Origin of the sequence: Alcaligenes sp. SMD-FA (assembly GCF_025960365.1) — a bacterium.
Lineage (GTDB): Bacteria > Pseudomonadota > Gammaproteobacteria > Burkholderiales > Burkholderiaceae_B > Alcaligenes > Alcaligenes aquatilis.
The window spans coordinates 3720613-3740990 of sequence record NZ_CP110108.1; the positions used below are offsets into that span (position 1 = coordinate 3720613).

Consider the following 20378-nt stretch of genomic DNA (forward strand, 5'->3'; position numbering starts at 1 on the left):
CGGTTTCGTCTACTGCAGGCTAAATCTCCATGTCCGTGAACTCTCCAAACCTTCCCTGTGCTGCCCCTTTACCCGGTCTGCCAGAATGGGCCGGTTTTTGCGAGGCAGCACGCCGGTCCGACCATTACGCGCTGGACCTGCATTGCCTGAAGGCCGCGGGCCTGCAAGTGGACTTGAGTGGACAGCGGCATTCACCAGAATTACAGACGGCAGGAGCCGCCCTTTTGGCGGCTCGCCACTTCGACACGGCACGTCAACAACTGCTTAACGGCGGCATCGTCAACAGTACAGAACAACGTGCCGCCTGGCACAGCGCCCTGCGTGCGCCCGCCCCCACGGCGGAAGTCGCCAAGGAACGCGAGCGCATGAACGAATTCGTGCGCGTAGCGGATTCCGAGCGCCGCTGGCGCAACATCATTCATATTGGTATTGGTGGCAGCGACTGGGGCGTGCGCCTGTCCCTGGCAGCCTTTGGCTATCGCCACAGCTGGCGCAATGTACGCTTTCTGGCCAACATCGACGGCCATGCGCTGGAGCATGCCTTGTCCGGCATGGACCCTCACGACACCTTGATCGTGATCGCCTCCAAATCCTTCACCACAACCGAAACCCTCAAAAACGGCCAGCGCGCCCTGGAATGGCTGCAAGCCGCTGGCGTTGCCAACCCCTACGAGCAAATCGTTGCCGTCACCGCCCGCCCTGACACTGCCTCCAACTGGGGCGTGCCACAAAAACAAATCTTCCAGTTCTGGGATTGGGTCGGTGGCCGCTTTTCCCTATGGTCTGCCGTCAGCCTGACCACTGCCCTGGCCGTCAGCAGTGATGTCGTCGCTGGCATGCTGTCCGGCGCTGCCGCGATGGACCAACACTTTCAGGAAACCCCCATCGCCACCAACGTGCCCGTACAAATGGCACTGGCCGGCGTGGTCAATCGAAGTGTGCTGGGCTATGGCTCATTGAATATCTCGCCCTACGATTTCCGCCTGGGCAATCTGGTCCCCTATATACAGCAACTAGATATGGAGTCCCTGGGCAAGTCCGTCACCACCAGTGGCGAACCCGTTGGCTTAGCCACCGGCGCCGCCGTCTGGGGGCTGGCTGGAACAGACGCACAACACACCTTCTACCAATGGCTGCACCAAGGCAGCGATGGCGCTCCAGTGGACTTTATTGTGTGCCAGCAGGCGGATCACAATCAGGCCGAGCACCATAATCTGCTGCTGGCGAACTGCCTGGCCCAACGCGAAGCCCTGATGCGCGGCAAGACCTACGAGCAAGCCTTGGCCGAATGCGAAAAACAAGGTCTGGGCGAACAGGCATCCAAACTGGCCCACCACCGCGTGCACTCGGGCGGACGCCCCAACACGCTGATCGTATTGCCCCGCCTGAATCCCTTCTCGCTAGGCGCCCTGCTGGCCTTGTATGAGCACAAGATTTTTGTGCAGGCCTTGATCTGGGGGATCAACCCCTTTGACCAATGGGGGGTGGAGTACGGGAAAGTATTGGCGAACGGAATTTTGCAGGAACTGTCGGGAGAGAAAGAAACCTCTGCTGAGCATGATGCGTCTACTCGGCATTGGATAGACGTTTTCAAAGCTTGAATCCAGGCCGGCGCTTACAGCGTCTGCTTAAACATTACCCCACTTGAGCACATCCACTCCCGCGCCAGGTCATGAATCGCCGCATCCCGATGCGGCGTTTTTGTCTGACCTCCAGTGGAGTTCCAGATAAAGTAATCCACATCCCCACACGGCGTCCCCAGAGCTGCGTAGACCGAGGGCATGATGGGAACGTGGTCACCATACCAGCACAGGCTGGTTGGCCTATCTGAAGAGCTCAAGGCCCCGCGCAGACGGGTCAGCATGGCATCAGCATTACGGATATGACGCAAGTAAATCGTCAGATCCTCGCAGCCAGGCGGGGGGGCTTGCTGATACAAGGCCTCGATATCCCCCGCTGCAACTTTTTCCAAGTGCAAAGGCCCGTGGTTCTCCATCGTAATCACGTGAATGAATACCGGCCCTGTGGCCTGCTCCAGCACACTGGCAACTTTCTCCGCCACTGCCAGATCGCCGATATAAGGGCCTGTACGCGCTACATCGGCAAAGGTTTTGATATCCAGAAACTCGTCAAAACCAAATAATGGAAACACGCGATGGCGTTGGTAAAAGCTGGCGGGATAAGGGTGAATGCAGATCGTGCGGTAACCTTGCTGCTTCAACCAGGAAGCCAAAGTCGCCACGGACCATCCCGCGCATACTGCGCGATAAGGATTAAAACGGTGCACACCCAACGCACGGTTTTCTATACCGCTTAAGAAGGAAAACTCCGAGCGCACCGTGTTGGCTCCCCAGGCGGGAACCTGCAGATATCCGCTGGCAACTGCTTCGGATTTGAAGCGATCAAACTCCGCCAGAATCTCTGGCCGAATCCTGTCAGAAATTCGCCGGGCATCAAAGAAAGACTCGCTTTGCACGGAAACCAGATGCGGCAGATCGGCCAAGGAATCCGCAGCGCTCAAAACAGACGAGGTCTTCGGAGCTGCATTTTCAAAAGGGGAAGACAAGCTTGGACGTTCTCGGCCTTGCTGCCAATAACGCCAGAAGCTGGCTAACAGCCCCAGGGCTTGCACGTCCTGCTCCGGTGCAATCTGCACCATCAAACGCGCCCTATTGCCCCACAGCAACAAACCCAGACTAAGCGCAGCAAGCAACGCCAAGGCGCCCCATTGCCCGGTCCAGGCCGCCCGCAAGGCGGGCACGGCTTCCAGCCATAAACCAATCGTCAGGGCAGCAATAAAACCCGCTGCCGCCAAAAAGAATTTGCCCCATCCCAGAAAAGGAATATAAAGCCGAGGGTGACGGATCGCATCCGTAAAATATTCGTAATCCTGAAACACAAAGGCTTCACGCAATGCCTTGAACTTGGCATTGCTGACCACAACCAGCAGCAGGAAAAACGCGCACAGCAAGGCCGTGGCAAAGATAGGCCGCCCCAGCACAAAAACCAGCACGACATACGCCAGGCCATACAGCCCCATATGCAAAGCCCAGGCCGCTGCAGGACGACGCCAGCGGGCTGCCGTTTGCAAAAAGCGCTCCAGCCCCACTGTTAGAGCCAGCCCCGACAACGCAGCCAGGATTGCAGTCCAGAATCCCGGCTCAAGCGTCATAACCGATCTTGCTCAGAATAAAGACGGACACCCGGGCGGGCAGCACGGCCAGAAACCAGCAACCAAGATTCAATGGAAACGGAAAGCTGATGCGCGCTTTATTGGCTTTGAGACCGCGGGCAATACGACGAGCCGCTTTTTTCGGAGTCCACAAGAACGGTTTAGGGCCCGGCATGGCATCGCACATGGGCGAGCTGACGTAGCCTGGCATGACCACATTGACCTTGATCCCCTCCGGTGCCAACCAGCCACGCAGGCCTTCGCCATAGGCTTTAACAGCCGCCTTGCTGGCGCTATAGGACGGTGTCGTTGGCAAACCAAAATAGGCCGCCAAGGAACTCATCAAAGCGATCTGTCCGCGCCCTCTCGCCCGCATGGCAGGCAGCACCGATTGCACGACTCGCAGCGAAGCCTTCACATTGATATCCAGCAGCAGCTCGGTATCTTCCCAGGCCTCCGGCTCGCCATTGGGGCCAACATGAATATTCATGCCCGCATTCACGATGACAAGATCAAACGCGGCACATTGCGACAAGCAGGCATGCAAGGCATCCAGATCACGCAAATCCAACTGATACGTCTTTACCTGCGCGCCCGCTAGCCGGCAGCGCTCGGCCAAAGGCTCCAGAATCGCAGCATTGCGACCATGCAAAGTCAGCTCTGTACCGGGCTTGGCATAGTGAAGCGCCAGCTCACCCCCAATAGCACTGGTAGCTCCGGTAATCAGAATTCGCTCCTGCCCTGCGGGTTCAGCTACGCCCACGCGCTCTCCTTTCTTGAAAGGACCAGTACAAAACCATGCCAAAACCGACACACACCGTCGCATTCAAGGGAACCAACAAGTAGTTGCCCATACGTATGGCCACATACAGAGCCAATGCGGAATACAGGAAGGTGAACACTTCACCAATCAGCAAATACAGATTGATGCGGGGCTGTCTTGCTGCCTTCTCGCCCTCGCCTTTGGGCGTGCGGTTAAATTCCCCGTAGACCTTGAAGGCGGCTCGGACGCCACCGACAAAATAATACCAAGCCATGGGCGGGAACATGGCGACATACAAGTAGGTATGCCACAGAGTGCCCAATACACCCGGCCTGTCATCGAAACGCGCGCCCTTGCGAGCCCCAAAGGCATTATTCAAGGCCCAGACAGCGACCAGCAAGAAGAACAGCGGCGCCCCCCACAGCAAGACCACATGGTCAAAATCCAGCAAATAATTCAGCGGCAGGCTTAACAAAATCAAGGCGTAAATAGACGCCAGCATGACCGATGAAAACATCATGGAGAAGGCATGCATGCGCTTCATCAAGGGCATATCCTGCTGCCACATCTGGCCCAGGTGCTTGAAGGCGCTGTGTATCAGCCCTCGCCCCCAACGCTCCCGCTGCACACGGAAGGCGCTGATGTTCTCGGGCAAGGTGGACATGGACACCACATCGCGCAGATAGGCGTACTTCCAATCCCCAAACTGGGCCCGATAACCCAGGTCCACGTCCTCGGTAATGGTGGAGGCATTCCAGCCGCCCAGTGCCTCCACGCAAGCGCGCCGCCAGACACAGGAGCTGCCACTTAAAGAGGCCATATCCCCGTCTTCACTCAGCCCCACCGTCACATATTGCTGGTGACCCATTTCCATGGCCTGAAAGCGGGTCAGGAAAGAATGGTCGCGGTTTTCATAACCAATACCTGTCTGCAAAAAACCCAGCTTCGCGTCCTTGAAAGGCGGAATGGTTCTTTGCAAAAAATCAGCGGGCGGCAAAAAATCTGCATCGAAGATCGCAAAAAACTCGCCCTGGGAATGCTGAATGCCATGCACCAGATTCCCGGCCTTATAGCCCGTACGATCAGCACGCTGAATGCGGCGAATCGGCACACCCTGACTGGCCAGTTGATTCACCTTGTTTTGGGCCAACAGCGCCGTCTTATCTGTTGAGTCGTCCAGCACCAGAATTTCCAGCGCAGATACCGGGTAATCCAGACGACAAGCCGCATCGATCAGACGCTCGACAACGGCAGCCTCGTTATAAATCGGTAGTAGAACACTGACCTTGGGATACCAGTCTTGCTGCACGGACGCAGACGTTTGCACCAGCTCACTTAGCTTGCGTCGTTCCACCCGGCGCGAGATCAACAGTACCCGTAGCTCCAAGACTACGTACAGGGCAAAGGCCCCGACAACCAGCAAGAACAGCGCCTGAATCAGGTACGCAAAAATGCTCACAATCATGGAAACAAGCGCACCCTAGAAGCCGACCACATCAGCCAACTCCTGGAGGCGATGCTCCCAAGTGTGGAACTGGCGTACATAAGCCGCCCCCGCCGCCGCACGCTCGCAGTCCTGTGCAGAGGGGCCTTGGCGCAGACGAGAAAACAATTCACTGGCCTGCTCACGGGAATGCACCACGTGGCAGAAATCACGAAAATAACGATCCACCGCCCGACCGGGGTTAGTCACTGCAATACCTCCGCTGGCCAGAATTTCCAGCAAGCGGCGTGAGCACATGGTGTCGGAGTCCGTGACCGAATTCACGTTCAGACACATTACATGCTCTTTGTAGATACGCCCGGTCTCACGGTGCGGCACCTGGCTATGCACCTGTAAATGCGTCGAGCGAGGAAAGCGGAACTCAAGATGCCGAGACAGCCTGTCGTGATTTCTGTCATAGGCATTCAGATGCATTTGAGCATCCTCACAGGCCCCGAAAATCATGTCCAGAAAACGGCGACGTTCACTCAGGATACGGCGGTAATAACTGCCTGTAAAACACCCTTCCTTGCGCGTAAACCCAAAGCCCGTGAAATGATGAAACGCAGGCTGATACGGCATACTCAAGGTGTTCACGGGCACATCAGGATTCAGGCGGGCGCGATAGCGCGGCAGGCAATCGCTATCGGTGGTGAACACATAATCAAAAGCCTTGGCTACATCAATGAAGTGTTCAAAATACGCCCCGTCGTCCTTGTTCCAGAACACCGTGGGCACGCCCTGATCTTTAGCAAACTGCACCAGCTTATAAATCGTGCGAGGCGTACGCAAACGAATCAGACGCGACTGCTTGGCCAGCTCGTAACGCCACGCCCCACCCAACCCATGAAACACGGACTCCACAAAGAGCAGATCAGGCTTCCAGGAGGAGATGACCTCCTTGTAATTGCGCGGGCTAAGAATACGAATCGAGCACTCGGCCGACAGGCAGTCTGCCGTAAAGTAGTCCGAGACCAAGGCGACTTTCAATTGCCCAAACTGCCCTGCGGGCTTGCCATCTTCGCTGACGGTGGGGTGCGTATAAATACGAGCACCCAGAGCCCGGATTGCGCGGCCAATCATGAGTTCGCCCCGGCCGGCAAAGCATGCACCACAAAGTCCGCCCAACTGCGACGCTGCGAGGCTTCTTCGCGCGCCAAAGCACCATCCTGCGCCAAGACTTCCGGACCTGCCTGAAACGTTTCCTCCAGCACACGGGCCAAGTCCTGCACATCCCCTGCTTTAAAAAAGCGCACCGAACGACATGGCCCAACCTCGTCTTGAAACACCGGCAAATCCGGCACCAGAACAGGCTTGCCCATCGCCATCGCCTCGACCAACTTGATGGGAGGCACAATGCGACACACTTCAAAGGGACGACGAGGAATACATACCAATGCGGCCTTGGCCTGCAAGGCGCGGGCTTCTTCAGGCGAGACCCGACCCGCAAACAGCACGTGATGCTCCATACCCAGACTTTGCACCTGGTCCTGCAACTGAGCGCGTGCCTCCCCATCTCCAATAATGGTCAGGGTCACATCCTTGCCACGGCCCACCAAGTCCGCCACGGCGTCAATCAAGACATCCAGCCCCTCATAAACAATCAGAGAACCGGCGTAGACAATGGTATTGGGCTGCACATCCTGGACAGCGCCAGGAGTAAAACGCGAGGGGTCCACGCAATTGGGCATCAGGCCCATGCGTGCCGGGTCAACATTCCAATGCTCGCGAGCGTATTGGCCCAACTGCTCGGAAATAACAAACAAACGGTCTGCCTGACTGGCGACCAAACCTTCCAGCTCCAACCCCTGCTTGAAACCCTGAGAATCCCGAAACTCCGGCATGCGGGAAGCCCGGCTCAGCTCCCACAAGCCACGCATTTCATATTGGAACGGAATGCCTAACTGACGCGCGGCGATCAAGGCCGGCAAGGCATTGACGTGGTTGGAAGCAGCATGAATGACGGCGACGCGTTGCTTGATGGCTTCCTGGGCGATGGAGGTGGCAGCTTCGATGGCGAACTGCATGACGGGGCGCTTGTTGGAGGGATTACGCGCGTGGGCGTAGCGCACCCCATCCACCAGGGTTTCGTCTAGCTCGGTGTCCACCAATCTGTCTTTACGATCCCATGGATAACCGGGGCGTGTCAGCACGCAGATATCCCCGCCTGCCGCTTGCATGGCGCGGATAATTTCATGAGTCCGAGTGGTGTAACCACTGATGTGATACGGCAAGGCACTGGCTGGCACATACAGCAACCGTCCTGGTACGGGCTCGTAAGGTGTTTCACGGCGCTGACCGCGTCGAGTCTGCCGACGCACCGTAAATAAGGTCAAACGCCGGCTCAGAGCCATCCAAGGCTCCCGCAACAGCCCACGCCATAACTTAAAGAGCATTTTCCTCAGGCCTTTTTCTGAATTTTATTGTCCGGTTCTACTTGCAGCTCTGCCAGCGACAAGTCCACCGTATCAGGCACAACAATTTTTCCACGAGCCTTCAAATCCAGAAACTCTGCCGTCGTAATAACGTCATAGTCTTTAGTCAGGCGGGCCAGCAACTTGCGATAGCCCTCCATGCGACTATCGTCACGATATTCACCCAAACCGTTCTCGTCCCAGAACAACAAGGACCAGGAGTGCAGCAAGAAAACCGCAAATGAAGGGTTGCCACTAAGCGTATTCAACAGTAACTGCCCCCACCAGGGGCGGAAGCGGAAATAGCTGGACTCTGGGTAAGTAAGGCGAGCCCACCACTCCGGCTTGCCTACCTTACCTAGAATCCGTTTCTCGGTCATGGGCACCTCAATCACGCCATTGGACCAAGTAAAGGGATTGTTCGTGGGCTTGCTGTAAATACACTGATTATTATGCACGGCGCATACAGAATTGTTGAAGGACAAAGGAATACCCACTGCCTTCAGGGCACGAATCGTATCCGCATTCCAGCGGAACGAACCCGCACGATGCGCCAGAACCGGCTTGCCTGTTACCTCGGACATCAAACCCGCAAAGTGCTTGAACACGAACTCGGCACGAGCCTGCTCGGTGTACTGGTTCATGTACTGTGGACGGTTCGACAAACCATGCTCTTTCCAGAAGCTGTCAGGCAAGTACTCGGGGTGCGTGTGCAGTTGCACATCCTGGCCTTGTTCATCCAGCCAGCGCACAACCTCCTTCAGCTCATCCAGACGGGAGTAAGCCCCGCACAAGTCGGTAAAGAACACATGCTTGACGCCGAACTCGTCACCGATCTTGCACATCTCGGCCACCCCGGCCGTACCTCTTGGAAATCGCCCCCAGATCAGACGATTAACGTGATCGTCAGAGGCGCGCTTGGGCAGTGCCTCTGTATCGACCGTAATCATTGCGTAGCGATCCCTCATACCTGTGTTTCTACCTGCTCTAAGTTAACTGTTCGCGAAAGACGGATTTTACCCCGCGCCTGCAGATCTAAAAAATCCGCTGTGGTGATCACGTCGTAGTCCTTAACAACTCGTTGCATGAACAGGCGGTAGCCCTCCAGCAAACGATCGTTGGTGTAGTGGAAATGGCCATTTTCATCCAAATCCAGCAAAGACCAAGAATGCATCAACACCACCGAGACTTTGGGTAAAGACCACAGAGGATCCTTCCAGAAAGTCGTAGGCCGTGAACCATATTGAAAATAAGAAGACTCCGGGTAGGTCAGACTGGACCAGCGGTCCGGTTTGGCATCCGACACACCGGGTGTAAAACGCTCTGTTACCGGGACTTCAATCGTGCCGTTGGACCAGGCATAAGGCAAGCAATCAGGCTGGCCTGTTGGACAGCGCTTCAACAAGGCGGCACGCATGGACTGGTTGAACGACAAGGGAATACCGACTGCCTGCAAAGCACGGATTGTGAGGGCATTCCAGCGGAAAGAACCGGCGCGATGGGCAAGGATGGGTTTGCCAGTGACGTCAGAGATCAGCTTGCCGAAGTGTCGGAAGACGAATTCGGCGCGGGCTTGGTCTTTGAATTGGTTCATCAAACCGGGACTGGGAGGCAAACGGTGTTTGGCCCAGAAAGACTTGGGCAAGGTTTCAGGATGGGCATGTAGCTGCACATCCTGACCTTGTTGATCCAGCCAGCGAACTGCTTCCAGCATGTCAGCTTGCTGCCCCAGCGTGGCGCATAAGTCCACAAAGAACACATGCTTGGCACCGAACTCGTCGCCAATAGCGCTCATCTCGCGGATGCCGGCAGTTCCCGTGGGGTGTTCGCCCCAGACCAGGCGTTGGACGTGTTTGTCCATAGCACGCCTGGGCAAAGCTTCCGTATCTACCGTTAACAGCGCATAGCGCTTGACCAAATCAAACTCTCCTGGCTGTATATAGCAGCCCTTCTCTCTACGAGCTGGCAGGCTGACCAGCAGAGTCGGCCTTCACATTTGCAAAATTCAAGAACTACTTCTTCCATAGGTATCTTGGAAGCGCACAATGTCATCTTCACCCAAATAGGATCCTGACTGCACCTCGATAAGATGTAGCGGTATTTTCCCTGGGTTCTCTAAACGATGGGTCTGCCCAAGGGAAATATATGTGGACTGATTTTCCCCAAGCAAAATTTCCTTATCATCCAGCGTGACCTTGGCCGTACCACTAACCACAATCCAATGCTCCGCTCTATGGTGATGCATCTGGAGAGACAGTTTTTCCCCTGGCTTGACCATAATGCGCTTGACTTGAAATCGCTCACCGGCGTCAATGCCCTCATACCACCCCCAAGGACGATAAACACGCAGGTGCTCCATATGCTCCTTACGGTCATTACGGGCGAAGTGCTCCACAGCCTTCTTCACATCCTGCGCTTTGTCTTTATGCACCACCAGCACAGCATCAGGCGTCTCGACAACAATCACATCATCCAGACCAATAACCGACAATTGTCGACTTTCGGAGCGCAAATAACTATTACGCGTATCGCTGACAAACACGTCACCTTTCACAGCATTACCATCCGCATCTTTGGCGCTGATATTCCAAAGAGAATCCCAAGAGCCTACATCACTCCAGCCCATATCTACCGCGACCACAGCGGCACGGGTAGTTTTTTGCATCACGGCGTAATCAATGCTTTCAGATGGGCAGGCCAAAAAGTCTTCAGAGGATGGTCGAATAAAATCCAGATCCTCCGAACGGTTCTCCCAAGCCTGCACAACAGCCCCATAAATATCAGGACGATGCTCTTGCAGTTCCTCAAGAAAGCGACCGGCCGTAAACAGAAACATGCCGCTATTCCAGGAATAGTCGCCACTGTCCACATACTGCGTGGCCGTTGCTACATCGGGCTTTTCCACAAACTGCGCTACGGTATGCGAAACACCCCCCCCGTCTAACAGCGGCTCTCCTGCCTTGATGTAGCCGTAGCCTGTTTCAGGGGAACTGGCAGGAATCCCAAAAGTCACCAGATAGCCAGCTTGCGCAAGCCTAGCTGCTTCATGTACGGCGCTGGCAAATGCAGCGCCATTTTCAATACTGTGATCAGCTGGCAACACCAGCATTAAAGCGTCAGTGCTTTGAATTTTAGCCAAGTGCAAAGCTGCCAAGGCAATAGCGGGAGCGGTGTTACGTCCACTAGGTTCCAGATACAAAGCAGCCGGAGACTGGTTCAACGCAAGCACTTGTTCACGGACACTGAACCGATGCTCCTGATTGCAAACGAGCACTGGCTCGCTGACCAGGGTTTGCGCATTAGCCAAGTTCATGGCCCTCTCAATAGTCGCTTGTAGCATTGTCTTCTGCTCAATCAAAGACAACAACTGCTTAGGATACTTAGCTCGTGATAAGGGCCACAAACGCGAGCCGCTGCCACCGGAAAGAATAACGGGATGAATGGCTACTTTCATTACTAAAAAACCAATTCCTTTTGATGTCTAGCCGCAAGGGTAATTGCAATAAAATTCCTCGACAAAGTTTCCCTTGTCACCCCTCTATTTCGAGCATCTAAAATATCATCATCCGAACTAAAATGAATACTAATTGGCTCAATAGCTGTAATTTTATCTCTAAAATTGCTCAAAGCCCAATGCCCATACCAGATAGCCTCCCATGGAGAATACAAAAGGAGATCTGAAAAACTCAGCCCCTCACCCCTCAAAAACCTCCACATATGAGAAACAACCAAGCTAGACCAAACAATAGGGGTTGGCATAAAAAAAACTTTACTACTATCCTTCCTTCCGAAAGAAAGGTTAATTAACCCCCCAACCTCAATTGGCTTTTTACTTAAAACATCTTTATTACCAATTAAAGACCTATCTATCTGGAACATCCTATCAAAATAAAAATTAACCTTCTCTTTATCCATAGAATCGGGCGAAATTTCACCCAAAGCCACCGACAAAGAAAAATCATTTCCTTTTGAATACCTATAATATCTCTCCGTCAGAACAAGAGGAATTTCAGAGTCCTTACCAAACAAATCAAAATCAGAAAAATTCCTAATAAACTGACAATCCGAATCTAAAACAAGATATTTATCAACACCTGGAGAAACACCAAACATAAATTTAATTAACTGTTGCTCTCGCCACCCAGGCAATCGCTTGTTTATAGAAAAACAAGCTATATCCTCCTCAGCCATTAACCCCACCCACTCAGGAAGAGATTTCTTAAAAACCTCAAAATCCTTATCAGGCACAGCCACAACCAAGGGAATATTGTCTATGTTGTGCTTTTCCACTGACTCGCACAACAAAGAAACTCTCTCTAGGTCAGGAGCAAAAGTTTTTAGAAAAAGATAATTTCTTGACATTCAAGGTCCAAAAAAAATTAAAAACAGCCCCAAAACCTATCTAACGACCATTTGATCTAAGGCATTAAAAAATCTCGTCGACACAGCATCAGCCTGCACCTGCGCTAGGGCATCCTCATCGTAACGTCCTCGACGGCCCTCCATAACTTCAAACATTACGGTCAATAGGCCATTAGGAGTCGTGCTGTCAAAGCGCACCACTCCCAACCCATCTAAAGACCGCGACGCCATGCCGTCGGGCATGATAACAGGGAGCCTGAAACCGGCCGCCATATACGCGGCTCCCGAGTTAAGTGTTTCCCCATATGGCAAAACCATCACGTCAGCAGCACGATGAATGTATTGAATTTCGTGATCGGGGATATTGCGCATCAACAGCCGCACCCTGGGGCTCATGCCCCAACGTTGCTTCAAAACTAACACTGTTTCTGCATCACTGGGGACGCCCCCCACAATTGCCGTTACTGGCCGCTGGGATTGTTGCTGTAGCTGGTCAAAAACAGACAGGAATCTCTCAAGGTTCTTGTATGGCTGAATAGAGCCAAAGTAACCAAACACAAACTCCTCTGGCCCAATGTCATAGTAATTTCGAGCAACATCAACACTGATGCCGTCGGGATAACTGCCGGAGTACAGCATGTGGGGAACCACAAAGGTCGCAGGCGCCTTTCTGGAAAACTCGCGCTCCAGCACAGAGACATGCTCTTGCTGCATGACATGGATCGCATCGAAGTTTTCAAATATCCATTGGCGCAAGCGAAGAAACACAGCGGGAAATCGGTTTTCGTGCGGAAAAATGTTATGCGCTGTCCATAACAGCTTGGCATCTGTACGAGTCCGGAAAGCCAAAATATCTTCACATAAGACATCCAGGCGTGTACTTGCCTCAACCTCATCACGACTATTGTTGAAATAACCGCTAAACCAATGAGCATGCAGCACAATGGGACCTGGCCAAGAAATATGTTTCAAGATTCCTGGATCACCTACTCCAATCGGGATGTACTGCCGCAAGCCTGCTTGCTCATACAACAACGCTTGGTAGCGGTTGTTCCAGGTCGGAGGCATAACAAGCAACAGGCAAGGCGTATTGGCTTGTGTCGCCGAAACAGCCCCAAGATACTTGCCATAGGCTGCAGCCAACACACGGGGGGCATCATCCTGCGAAATCAGTGGTATAGGCATTGTCATTACTTGGCACCTCCTTGCTTGCCATCCCGATGAAAGCGACGGGCTGCCTCATAGATATCCCCATACCGCGCCACTACACTTGACCAAACTCGTTCACTCATTACCCAGTCGCGAGCAACATCAGCACGTGCCTTCAACTGTTGTGGATTCGACAATTCAGACGCAATCAGCACTGCCAGGGCATCCACATCGCCAGCAGGGAAAACACGTGCGCGCTCCTCTTGATCTCCTGCTATTTCAGCCGTAACAGGGCGATCAGACATGATTACAGGGATGCCCTGCGACATCGCTTCAAAAGGCTTTAGCGGTGTTACATAATCCGAAGCAAAATCCTCAATACGTGGCACAACAAACAAATCAATGGTGTGATACCAATTTCGAATTTCTGAATGGTCTACATTGCCCGGCATCACGACATACTGCCCCAGACGTCGCTCTGACACCATCTGGGCAATACGACTCCACTCTGGCCCATCACCGGCAATCACCAGATGAATATCGAGCCCCTGATTACGTAGTTTTGTAAAAGCATCCAACAAAACTCGATGGCCTTCACGCTGCGAAAAATTGGAGATATATCCAATTGTCTTCTTATTGAGCACTCCAATCTTATGGCGCAACTGCGTCACTTCCTGTGGCTCTGACATCGTCTCAAAGGCCTTATCAATCGCATTAGGCACAAAGAACAATCGCTCCCTCGGCACTCCTCTTTCCATCAAATTGACCATCATGGCTTTGGAAATCGTCACCACCACATCGGCTCCCGCCATGCAACGGTCTTCTTGAAGGGTGCGTTGCTGCGTTAGCCGGTCTCCCATGTGGTCACTCAGCAGTGGTCGCCAAGTATGTTCATGGAAAGAACGTACTTCATAAACAAAAGGTAAATCATTGGCCCGAGCCAAGGCCAGACCTTTCACCGCATTCTCATAGCCGCGAAAACCTGAAGCAGCATGAATCAAACTAACCTGATGGGGTGCGACTGCCTGATTCCACATTTGCGTTTCCAGGCTCAACAGGTCAGTTACTTTAATTTGCTTGCGATTCAGCCCTGGAAAATGCGGGTAACAAATCTGCACTCCGTTACGCTCGACAATATCCAAGCCATCCTGCGCTGGCAGTTCATTCTCTGGTCTTGGAGAGTTGAGAGGCATACATACAATCGGCTTCAAGCCCTGTCGAGCCTGTGCCTCAACAATAGCTGTTGAACGTACCGCCCCACCTGAGCTTTCGTCTGGATAAATCACCTTGAACAAATGCATGACAGACAGAGAATCTGACTCATATCTCGCCTGCAGAGGCAAAGACGGCAGCCAATTCAAATCCAACTCTTTCAACTCACTGGCAATGTAACTAGCCCGTAAAGCCGCCTTGGCATCTTTCTTCTGATGCGCAGCCCAAGCTTCTGACAACAACCAACGTGACTGTAAGTCGCGGGTCAAGGCTGCCAATTCCATGCCTTGGCGTACCTGATCTGGATCCATTAAAGATACATCCTGCCCGACCAGCACATCATCAGGCTCGATCCCGGAGACATTTAAACCTGTGATTGACACCAGATCAGCAGAGGCCTTGGAAACCAAATAAAACACGGCGTTCACAGCACCGGGGGGCACAAAGAAACACTCACTCAAGGCATGCTCGCCCGACTGAGCCTTGTTTGAACTGGCATAACGCACCCAACCCAGATCAACCAACAACGTGCAACCCGTATTATTACCCTGCTGGATTAACTCATGATCGTGATTAAAGTACATGGGGTAGATCATCAGGCGTGACAGATCACCAGCAAAGTCTTGCAGCGATAACTTGCCTGACACCCGCACCCATTTCTGGCTATCAACACCAAGTGCTGCTTCACCCACAATGTTCAAATTCTTTTTGATCAAGCTAGCGTAGAAGCCATTGGCATGCACTCCCGACGTAATAGTTCGGTAGTCTTGCCAATTAATGTAATCAAGCGCGCGCTCAGCGATCTTCTCTTCCCTAAGGAAATCACTGAAATTTTTTGGGATACGCCTGATCTTAAGCCCTTCTGGAGCCAGCAGCGCCACCCCTTCCTCCGGCCAAGAACGCCATTGAACCTTGACAGCGGAGTCCGGTACTTTAAGAAACAGGTTGATCGGTATGTAACCATCAAGCTGGCGACATACAACAGGGGTATACGCCACCATGTCGTTTGCGGTTTCCAGGCCAGGAACCACTGGAACAAGCAGCTTGCCGTTTCGGTCCAGAAACCTGATTTCCAAACGCCCCACTTTAGAGCGCAATTTGCCAACCGCCTTCAAATGGCCAACAAGCTCGACATCACCTGAGCCTGAAGGCAAATCAATAAGTCCCTGTAGGCCACCGACCTTGGCCAGTTCTCGTATTTTGGTAGCCTGCACCGACGTTGTGCGATACACGTCACTACCCTTCCAACGTAGTACTCTTAACTCCAGCCGTGTTGCACCAGGGGGGGCGACAAAAGACGTTTGCATCACAGGTTTAGGCGATTGCTTTAGCTCAGTCGCTTGCAAGTAGCGATATCCCCCTACCTTGCTAGAGACAGGCACATCCCCAGCTGGGGACAACAAACGGTTCTGCTGATCAAAAAAACTAGGGTGGGCCAATATCGAGTTCTTCAGCGTTGGCTGGTCGCACTCCGCCACGAACTCAATATTATAGGCTTCACCCTCCAGAACATCACTGACGCACTCAGCAAGAATTTCTGAGCCTTTGAAGAAGCGCACAGCATCTTCAACAGCCAACTTGGGCTCACTCAAGAAACGAGCATTACTATGCCCCCAAGGAAACAGTTCAACCGAAAATGCGGTTGCATTTGGTGGAACTATCACTCGACGTTTGGCCTGAACCTTACCTATCGTCCGTGTCGGTCCAAAATAAAAATACGAGCCAAACTGCTTAGAATAGGCAATATCTGACCCCGGGTCCTGAATCACTTCACCACCCGCAGTCCAAAACCTGATGGCCGCTACAAAAGGAGCGCCTTTAGACTCTCGCAACAGCTCTAGATCACTTGATAAAACAACCTCTCTGACAGCACTAACATCTATTTTCCTGACCCAGACAGAAACAGGCTTGGCCGAAACTGCTGGGGCGGCGACAGGAGCAGGAGCCGGAACTGCTGCAACAAGTTTGGGAAGCTCTGGCAGCTTGATGGGCTCAGGCACTACTGGCTGAACCTCAATATCGAAAATATCTAACCGCGGGCGATTAACCAAGGCCAGTTTTTTAGCCCCCCAACGGTGCAAGTAGATCGATGCAATTTTGAGTCCAGGGGGGAACCGCAATTGCAAACCATCAAAAAACAAAGCTCCATCCTCTCCGCGCTCACCCAGATAAAGATAAATGCCATATTTTTCTGAATAGTTAAAATTTGGAATTCTACGAGACACCACAGATCCCGTATGATCCAGAAGCTCAAATGAGATTAAAGCCGGAGGCTTGGCCCTTTGCACTCCTTTCGCTTTGAGCGTGCAGAAAAAAGCAGCGCCACCATCGATACGCCGATCACCAATCTCTATTTTCTCTACAAAAGTTTCATATGAATTCTGAGAACTCTCTCGCCAACCCATTACATCACCATTAAAAATTAAATTCGTAAATAAGAAAAATAGAGACCGCTACACAAACAAACTCATTTCCCGCTCTGCCATCAAAACAGCATCACTTTGCTCACGGGCGCGCTTGGCTGAGTTGGCGGACAAGCGCGCAAATAGCTCTGGCTCAACATAGAGACGTTCAATAGCATCAGCCAGACCCTGAGCATCTTCGGCAGCCACCAGAAATCCGCTGTTTTCATCCATGAACTCAGGTACCGCCGCAACGGCATTACTGATAGGCACCAAGCCACTGGCCATGGCCTCGTCCCTGGACACACCTTGTGAATCCCAGCGAGTCGGATTTAAAAAGATGCCATACTCCTGCTGGATATCTGCCACTTCTTGATGAGTAATAAACCGGCGTTCAATGCATACATTCGTAAAGTTTTCCACCGGCGCTACCGTCTCTTCAAACAAAGCACCATCACCGATCAGCATGAACTGCAGTTGTTTGAAAATTGGTTTTTCAGAAAGGGCCAGAATGGCCTTAACACTTAGATCGTTCGCATACTTCCTGGATGCATAAGAACGTATAGACAGGATCCTCTTTCTTTGCTCAAGACTTTTCTCACGGTAGCGGAAAATCTGCGTATCGATCGGATTATGGATAACGCTGTATTTATCCTCAGATAAGCCAATTTGCAAATCCTCAAAAATCTCTTGAGCAAAATAAGACGATACAAACACCATGTGCAGGTTAGCTGGTGGGTTTGCAAAAATACTCCGCCAAAATACCTGGCGCTGATCACTTAATCGCTTCTGCCGTGTCACTTCGGAGTCTGCCATAGTCTCAAACTCAAACTCCCGCCTCCACCAGGCCTGGATTTCCGAACCATGAGCCCAGACCGTAACCTTCACGCGATCTATGTACTTTTCCAGCACCCTCCACATTTTCTGATCCAGAATGTGAACTAAAACATGGCTAATTTGTCCAGAAGCCAGGGTTGCATCCAGTAACTCTGCATCTGCGGCCGCAACGTCGACGCCTTCGAACTCCCGATACTCAACCGCCCCTTGTCCAAACTTATATATATCAACGAGTTGGCCCGCCCGCTTGTAAGAGCGCACGCGACTATGCAAAAAACCATAGCGGTAAAGGTCGTCATAAGCTGGATACTGCTTAGCTAAAACTAAATATGGCGACTTGCTAATTAGTACCGCCGGTCGTTCCGATGCCCCACCCAATATCAGCTTATCAACCGTTGCGTCACCCGGCCCCTCAAAACGCAAACCAAAACGCACATACTGACACTCAGGAGGGATCACTAAAGAATGTTTCTGCCCTGCATGATTCATTTGGTGCGAGATCTTTACACCATGCTCATCCTGAAACTCGAAGACTGTACGTACATCCATCGAGTATTTTCCCTGCAATTGAATCTGGCTATTCAACACCAAATTCAACTCCTCTCGAGTCTTGGTACCTTTGGCGTACAGGTAAGAATATTGCCCCTCCTGCAAGGATGAGGTCAGACGCAAACGCTCACCCTGCACAGACAGCAAAACCGCCCCCTTGGAAGACATCCAACCGTGGAGCTCACTACCAGTCAACTGGGTTAACTCATCCCCTTCGGAGACAGGGTTTAATTCTTGTGCCAGCAAACCTTCCGCAATCGGTGCTAGCTTTGTCTGAAACGAAACACCTTGATCTACAACGGACAAGTCGACAGCTTGAGCCCGGGCCTTCTCAGATAAGTTTGCCCCCGCTTCAATATAGTTAAACTCATCAAGGGCCAACATATCCGGAAGCACAAATGCCCCTTGCTCAAAACAAGCCGCCCATCCACCCACCACTTCGCGCAAGACCGACAGGCGAGCCAAAGCAGCCCGCACAGATAAACGATCAACAGCGTGGTAGGGGGCCTGTCCGGTGGACAAAGAAACCTGCCCGTCTTGGGCAACATAGCGAACTGATTTACCAAAAGCGACTGCTTGGCTGTAGGTGCTCGCCAATACCAAATCAGTTAAATACTGATCACCATACCAATCATCAGGGTGCAAAGCGCCCATCAGAGTGTCCGGTGGCAAAGCCGCAAGTTGCAATGCAGCATCCTCCAGCGAACGATATACACAAACATCCTGGCCATGTGTCAAAGACATATGGCCCAAGTCACCAATCAAATAAAGTTGTTTATTGGCATAAGCTTGTCGCGCATAGGCCTCTTTCACCAGTGAAACATCTTGTTCACTCTGGACCTGAGCAAGAAGCACAACCACAGGCTCATAAAGCTGAAAGGCCTGTCCCGTGACTTTGGCACGAATGTACGCAAGACGATGAGCATACGTATGCTCACTCATTACTTTTCGCAACCCAAGAAGACGCAGCTTCCTGTACGCAAGCTCATCATCAAGAATGTCGCGCAAACGCCCCGTCAGTTGTGATGGATTGTCCGAGGACACAATCAAATCCCCAAACAACAAACGAGCACCACGAGAAAAGTTGGAGACCACAATCGTGTTGGAGGCCAGCAATTCATAAACACGCCGCGCGAACATCGTCTGCGACTGTTTAATGGTGTTCATATTGATACCGTACCGGTATCCCTTGTAGGCGCGATCTATTTCCGCAAAGGGTAACTTGCCCAAAATCATGGGTCGATATTCATCAGGGAATCGATAATGAGGGTGCTCGTTATCCGCATTTCGGTCATAAATATCAACGGGTCGCAGCCCCTTGACCGCCTCAATCAACGCTGCGAAATCGCGCTGCCGCTCCGGATAACGCAAATAATAAGAGCCAGCAAAATTAAAGGCGTCTTTTCGATCGTAAGTCTCAATCGGATTATGTGTTCTGGGTTGGGCAGCGAAGGGTAAGAAATACACGTGGTCGTGCCCAACATGAGTTTTGTATTTGGGGACGCAATCCATATCCGTCGTAAATACATAATCCACCTGTTTGGCCAGAGGTATAAAGGTGCCAAAATGCACCGGGTCTTCTTTATTCCAAAGCAGCGTTGGTACACCATGGCGTTTGCACCAATCAATACAAGCATTGATTTCAGGCCCGTTAGTACTGATTTTCAGCTTCCAGAGCTGGTCACACCCATGCCATGCTGACTCAATAAAAAGCAGATGTGGGCGAAACTTCTCCAACTGTTCAATACACTGTTCAGGATGAAGTTGTAAAAGCTGACACTCCGGGTCATAAGAATGAAAAGTAAACTCATCCATCACCCCCGCAACTCGTAAGCCCTGGGCAGGCAAGTCTCGTAACTCTGCCTGCACCACAGGGTCGGCCAAGCGCTGCTGACACAAAATCACATTTGCCGCAAAGTACTTTCTGCCCACTACACGACTCAGCTCGCTATAGATCTCCATAGCGAGCGCATAATCCCCATTACGAAATGCTTGAGCAGCGCTGCTCACTTTCGATTGCAACATATCAGCCTTT

General features: G+C 52.2%; 13 protein-coding genes. 1 reads left to right on the top strand and 12 read right to left on the bottom strand.

What is annotated here, in order from left to right; translation table 11 throughout:
* Positions 1-29 precede the first annotated feature (29 nt).
* On the top strand, positions 30-1601 hold the full coding sequence (pgi, locus tag OKX01_RS17210; protein ID WP_108728419.1) for a glucose-6-phosphate isomerase: 1572 nt from the start codon (positions 30-32) through the stop codon (positions 1599-1601).
* Positions 1602-1615: 14 nt separating this feature from the next.
* Here the strand turns inward: pgi and OKX01_RS17215 are convergent, their stop codons facing one another.
* The 12 genes from OKX01_RS17215 to OKX01_RS17270 all read right to left on the bottom strand — a co-directional run bounded on the left by OKX01_RS17215 (position 1616) and on the right by OKX01_RS17270 (position 20368).
* The gene (locus OKX01_RS17215) at positions 1616-3172 is read right to left on the bottom strand and encodes an LTA synthase family protein (protein ID WP_264672159.1); all 1557 of its coding nucleotides are present in this window, start codon (positions 3170-3172) and stop codon (positions 1616-1618) included.
* Complete coding sequence (locus OKX01_RS17220) at positions 3162-3935, bottom strand: SDR family NAD(P)-dependent oxidoreductase (protein WP_264672160.1); 774 nt, start codon at positions 3933-3935, stop codon at positions 3162-3164. Before OKX01_RS17220 ends, OKX01_RS17215 begins: the two co-directional genes overlap by 11 nt.
* Complete coding sequence (locus OKX01_RS17225) at positions 3922-5400, bottom strand: glycosyltransferase (protein ID WP_108728416.1); 1479 nt, start codon at positions 5398-5400, stop codon at positions 3922-3924. The genes OKX01_RS17220 and OKX01_RS17225 overlap by 14 nt, the downstream gene beginning before the upstream one ends.
* A gap of 15 nt (positions 5401-5415) precedes the next feature.
* Positions 5416-6501 (bottom strand): glycosyltransferase, encoded by a 1086-nt coding sequence (locus tag OKX01_RS17230; RefSeq protein WP_264672161.1) that lies wholly within the window; start codon positions 6499-6501, stop codon positions 5416-5418.
* Positions 6498-7772 carry a glycosyltransferase family 4 protein gene (locus OKX01_RS17235; protein ID WP_264672162.1) on the bottom strand — a complete coding sequence of 425 codons (1275 nt, stop codon included), beginning with the start codon at positions 7770-7772 and terminating at the stop codon, positions 6498-6500. The genes OKX01_RS17230 and OKX01_RS17235 overlap by 4 nt, the downstream gene beginning before the upstream one ends.
* Positions 7773-7819: 47 nt before the next feature.
* Positions 7820-8800, bottom strand: a complete 981-nt coding sequence (locus OKX01_RS17240; protein ID WP_264672163.1) for a polysaccharide deacetylase — start codon at positions 8798-8800, stop codon at positions 7820-7822.
* A complete protein-coding gene (locus OKX01_RS17245; RefSeq protein WP_264672164.1) occupies positions 8797-9693 on the bottom strand; it encodes a polysaccharide deacetylase in 897 nt (298 codons plus the stop codon). Before OKX01_RS17245 ends, OKX01_RS17240 begins: the two co-directional genes overlap by 4 nt.
* A gap of 144 nt (positions 9694-9837) precedes the next feature.
* Positions 9838-11286, bottom strand: coding sequence for a mannose-1-phosphate guanylyltransferase/mannose-6-phosphate isomerase (locus OKX01_RS17250; RefSeq protein ID WP_264672165.1), 1449 nt, complete (start codon positions 11284-11286; stop codon positions 9838-9840).
* Positions 11287-11288: 2 nt separating this feature from the next.
* Positions 11289-12194 (bottom strand): DUF6492 family protein, encoded by a 906-nt coding sequence (locus tag OKX01_RS17255; RefSeq protein ID WP_264672166.1) that lies wholly within the window; start codon positions 12192-12194, stop codon positions 11289-11291.
* A gap of 36 nt (positions 12195-12230) precedes the next feature.
* A complete protein-coding gene (locus OKX01_RS17260) occupies positions 12231-13385 on the bottom strand; it encodes a glycosyltransferase (protein ID WP_264672167.1) in 1155 nt (384 codons plus the stop codon).
* Positions 13385-16960: a glycosyltransferase family 4 protein gene (locus OKX01_RS17265; RefSeq protein ID WP_264672168.1), complete on the bottom strand. Its 3576-nt coding sequence runs from the start codon at positions 16958-16960 to the stop codon at positions 13385-13387. The genes OKX01_RS17260 and OKX01_RS17265 overlap by 1 nt, the downstream gene beginning before the upstream one ends.
* Before the next feature lie 48 nt (positions 16961-17008).
* Complete coding sequence (locus tag OKX01_RS17270) at positions 17009-20368, bottom strand: glycosyltransferase (protein WP_264672169.1); 3360 nt, start codon at positions 20366-20368, stop codon at positions 17009-17011.
* Positions 20369-20378: the final 10 nt, after the last annotated feature.

Bases quoted from the DNA above. Each gene is read 5' to 3' on its own strand.
- pgi (WP_108728419.1), top strand. From the start codon at position 30: ATGTCCGTGAACTCTCCAAACCTTCCCTGTGCTGCCCCTTTACCCGGT.
- OKX01_RS17215 (WP_264672159.1), bottom strand. From the start codon at position 3,172: ATGACGCTTGAGCCGGGATTCTGGACTGCAATCCTGGCTGCGTTGTCG.
- OKX01_RS17225 (WP_108728416.1), bottom strand. From the start codon at position 5,400: ATGATTGTGAGCATTTTTGCGTACCTGATTCAGGCGCTGTTCTTGCTG.
- OKX01_RS17230 (WP_264672161.1), bottom strand. From the start codon at position 6,501: ATGATTGGCCGCGCAATCCGGGCTCTGGGTGCTCGTATTTATACGCAC.
- OKX01_RS17235 (WP_264672162.1), bottom strand. From the start codon at position 7,772: ATGGCTCTGAGCCGGCGTTTGACCTTATTTACGGTGCGTCGGCAGACT.
- OKX01_RS17240 (WP_264672163.1), bottom strand. From the start codon at position 8,800: ATGAGGGATCGCTACGCAATGATTACGGTCGATACAGAGGCACTGCCC.
- OKX01_RS17245 (WP_264672164.1), bottom strand. From the start codon at position 9,693: ATGGACAAACACGTCCAACGCCTGGTCTGGGGCGAACACCCCACGGGA.
- OKX01_RS17250 (WP_264672165.1), bottom strand. From the start codon at position 11,286: ATGAAAGTAGCCATTCATCCCGTTATTCTTTCCGGTGGCAGCGGCTCG.
- OKX01_RS17255 (WP_264672166.1), bottom strand. From the start codon at position 12,194: ATGTCAAGAAATTATCTTTTTCTAAAAACTTTTGCTCCTGACCTAGAG.
- OKX01_RS17260 (WP_264672167.1), bottom strand. From the start codon at position 13,385: ATGACAATGCCTATACCACTGATTTCGCAGGATGATGCCCCCCGTGTG.
- OKX01_RS17265 (WP_264672168.1), bottom strand. From the start codon at position 16,960: ATGGGTTGGCGAGAGAGTTCTCAGAATTCATATGAAACTTTTGTAGAG.
- OKX01_RS17270 (WP_264672169.1), bottom strand. From the start codon at position 20,368: ATGTTGCAATCGAAAGTGAGCAGCGCTGCTCAAGCATTTCGTAATGGG.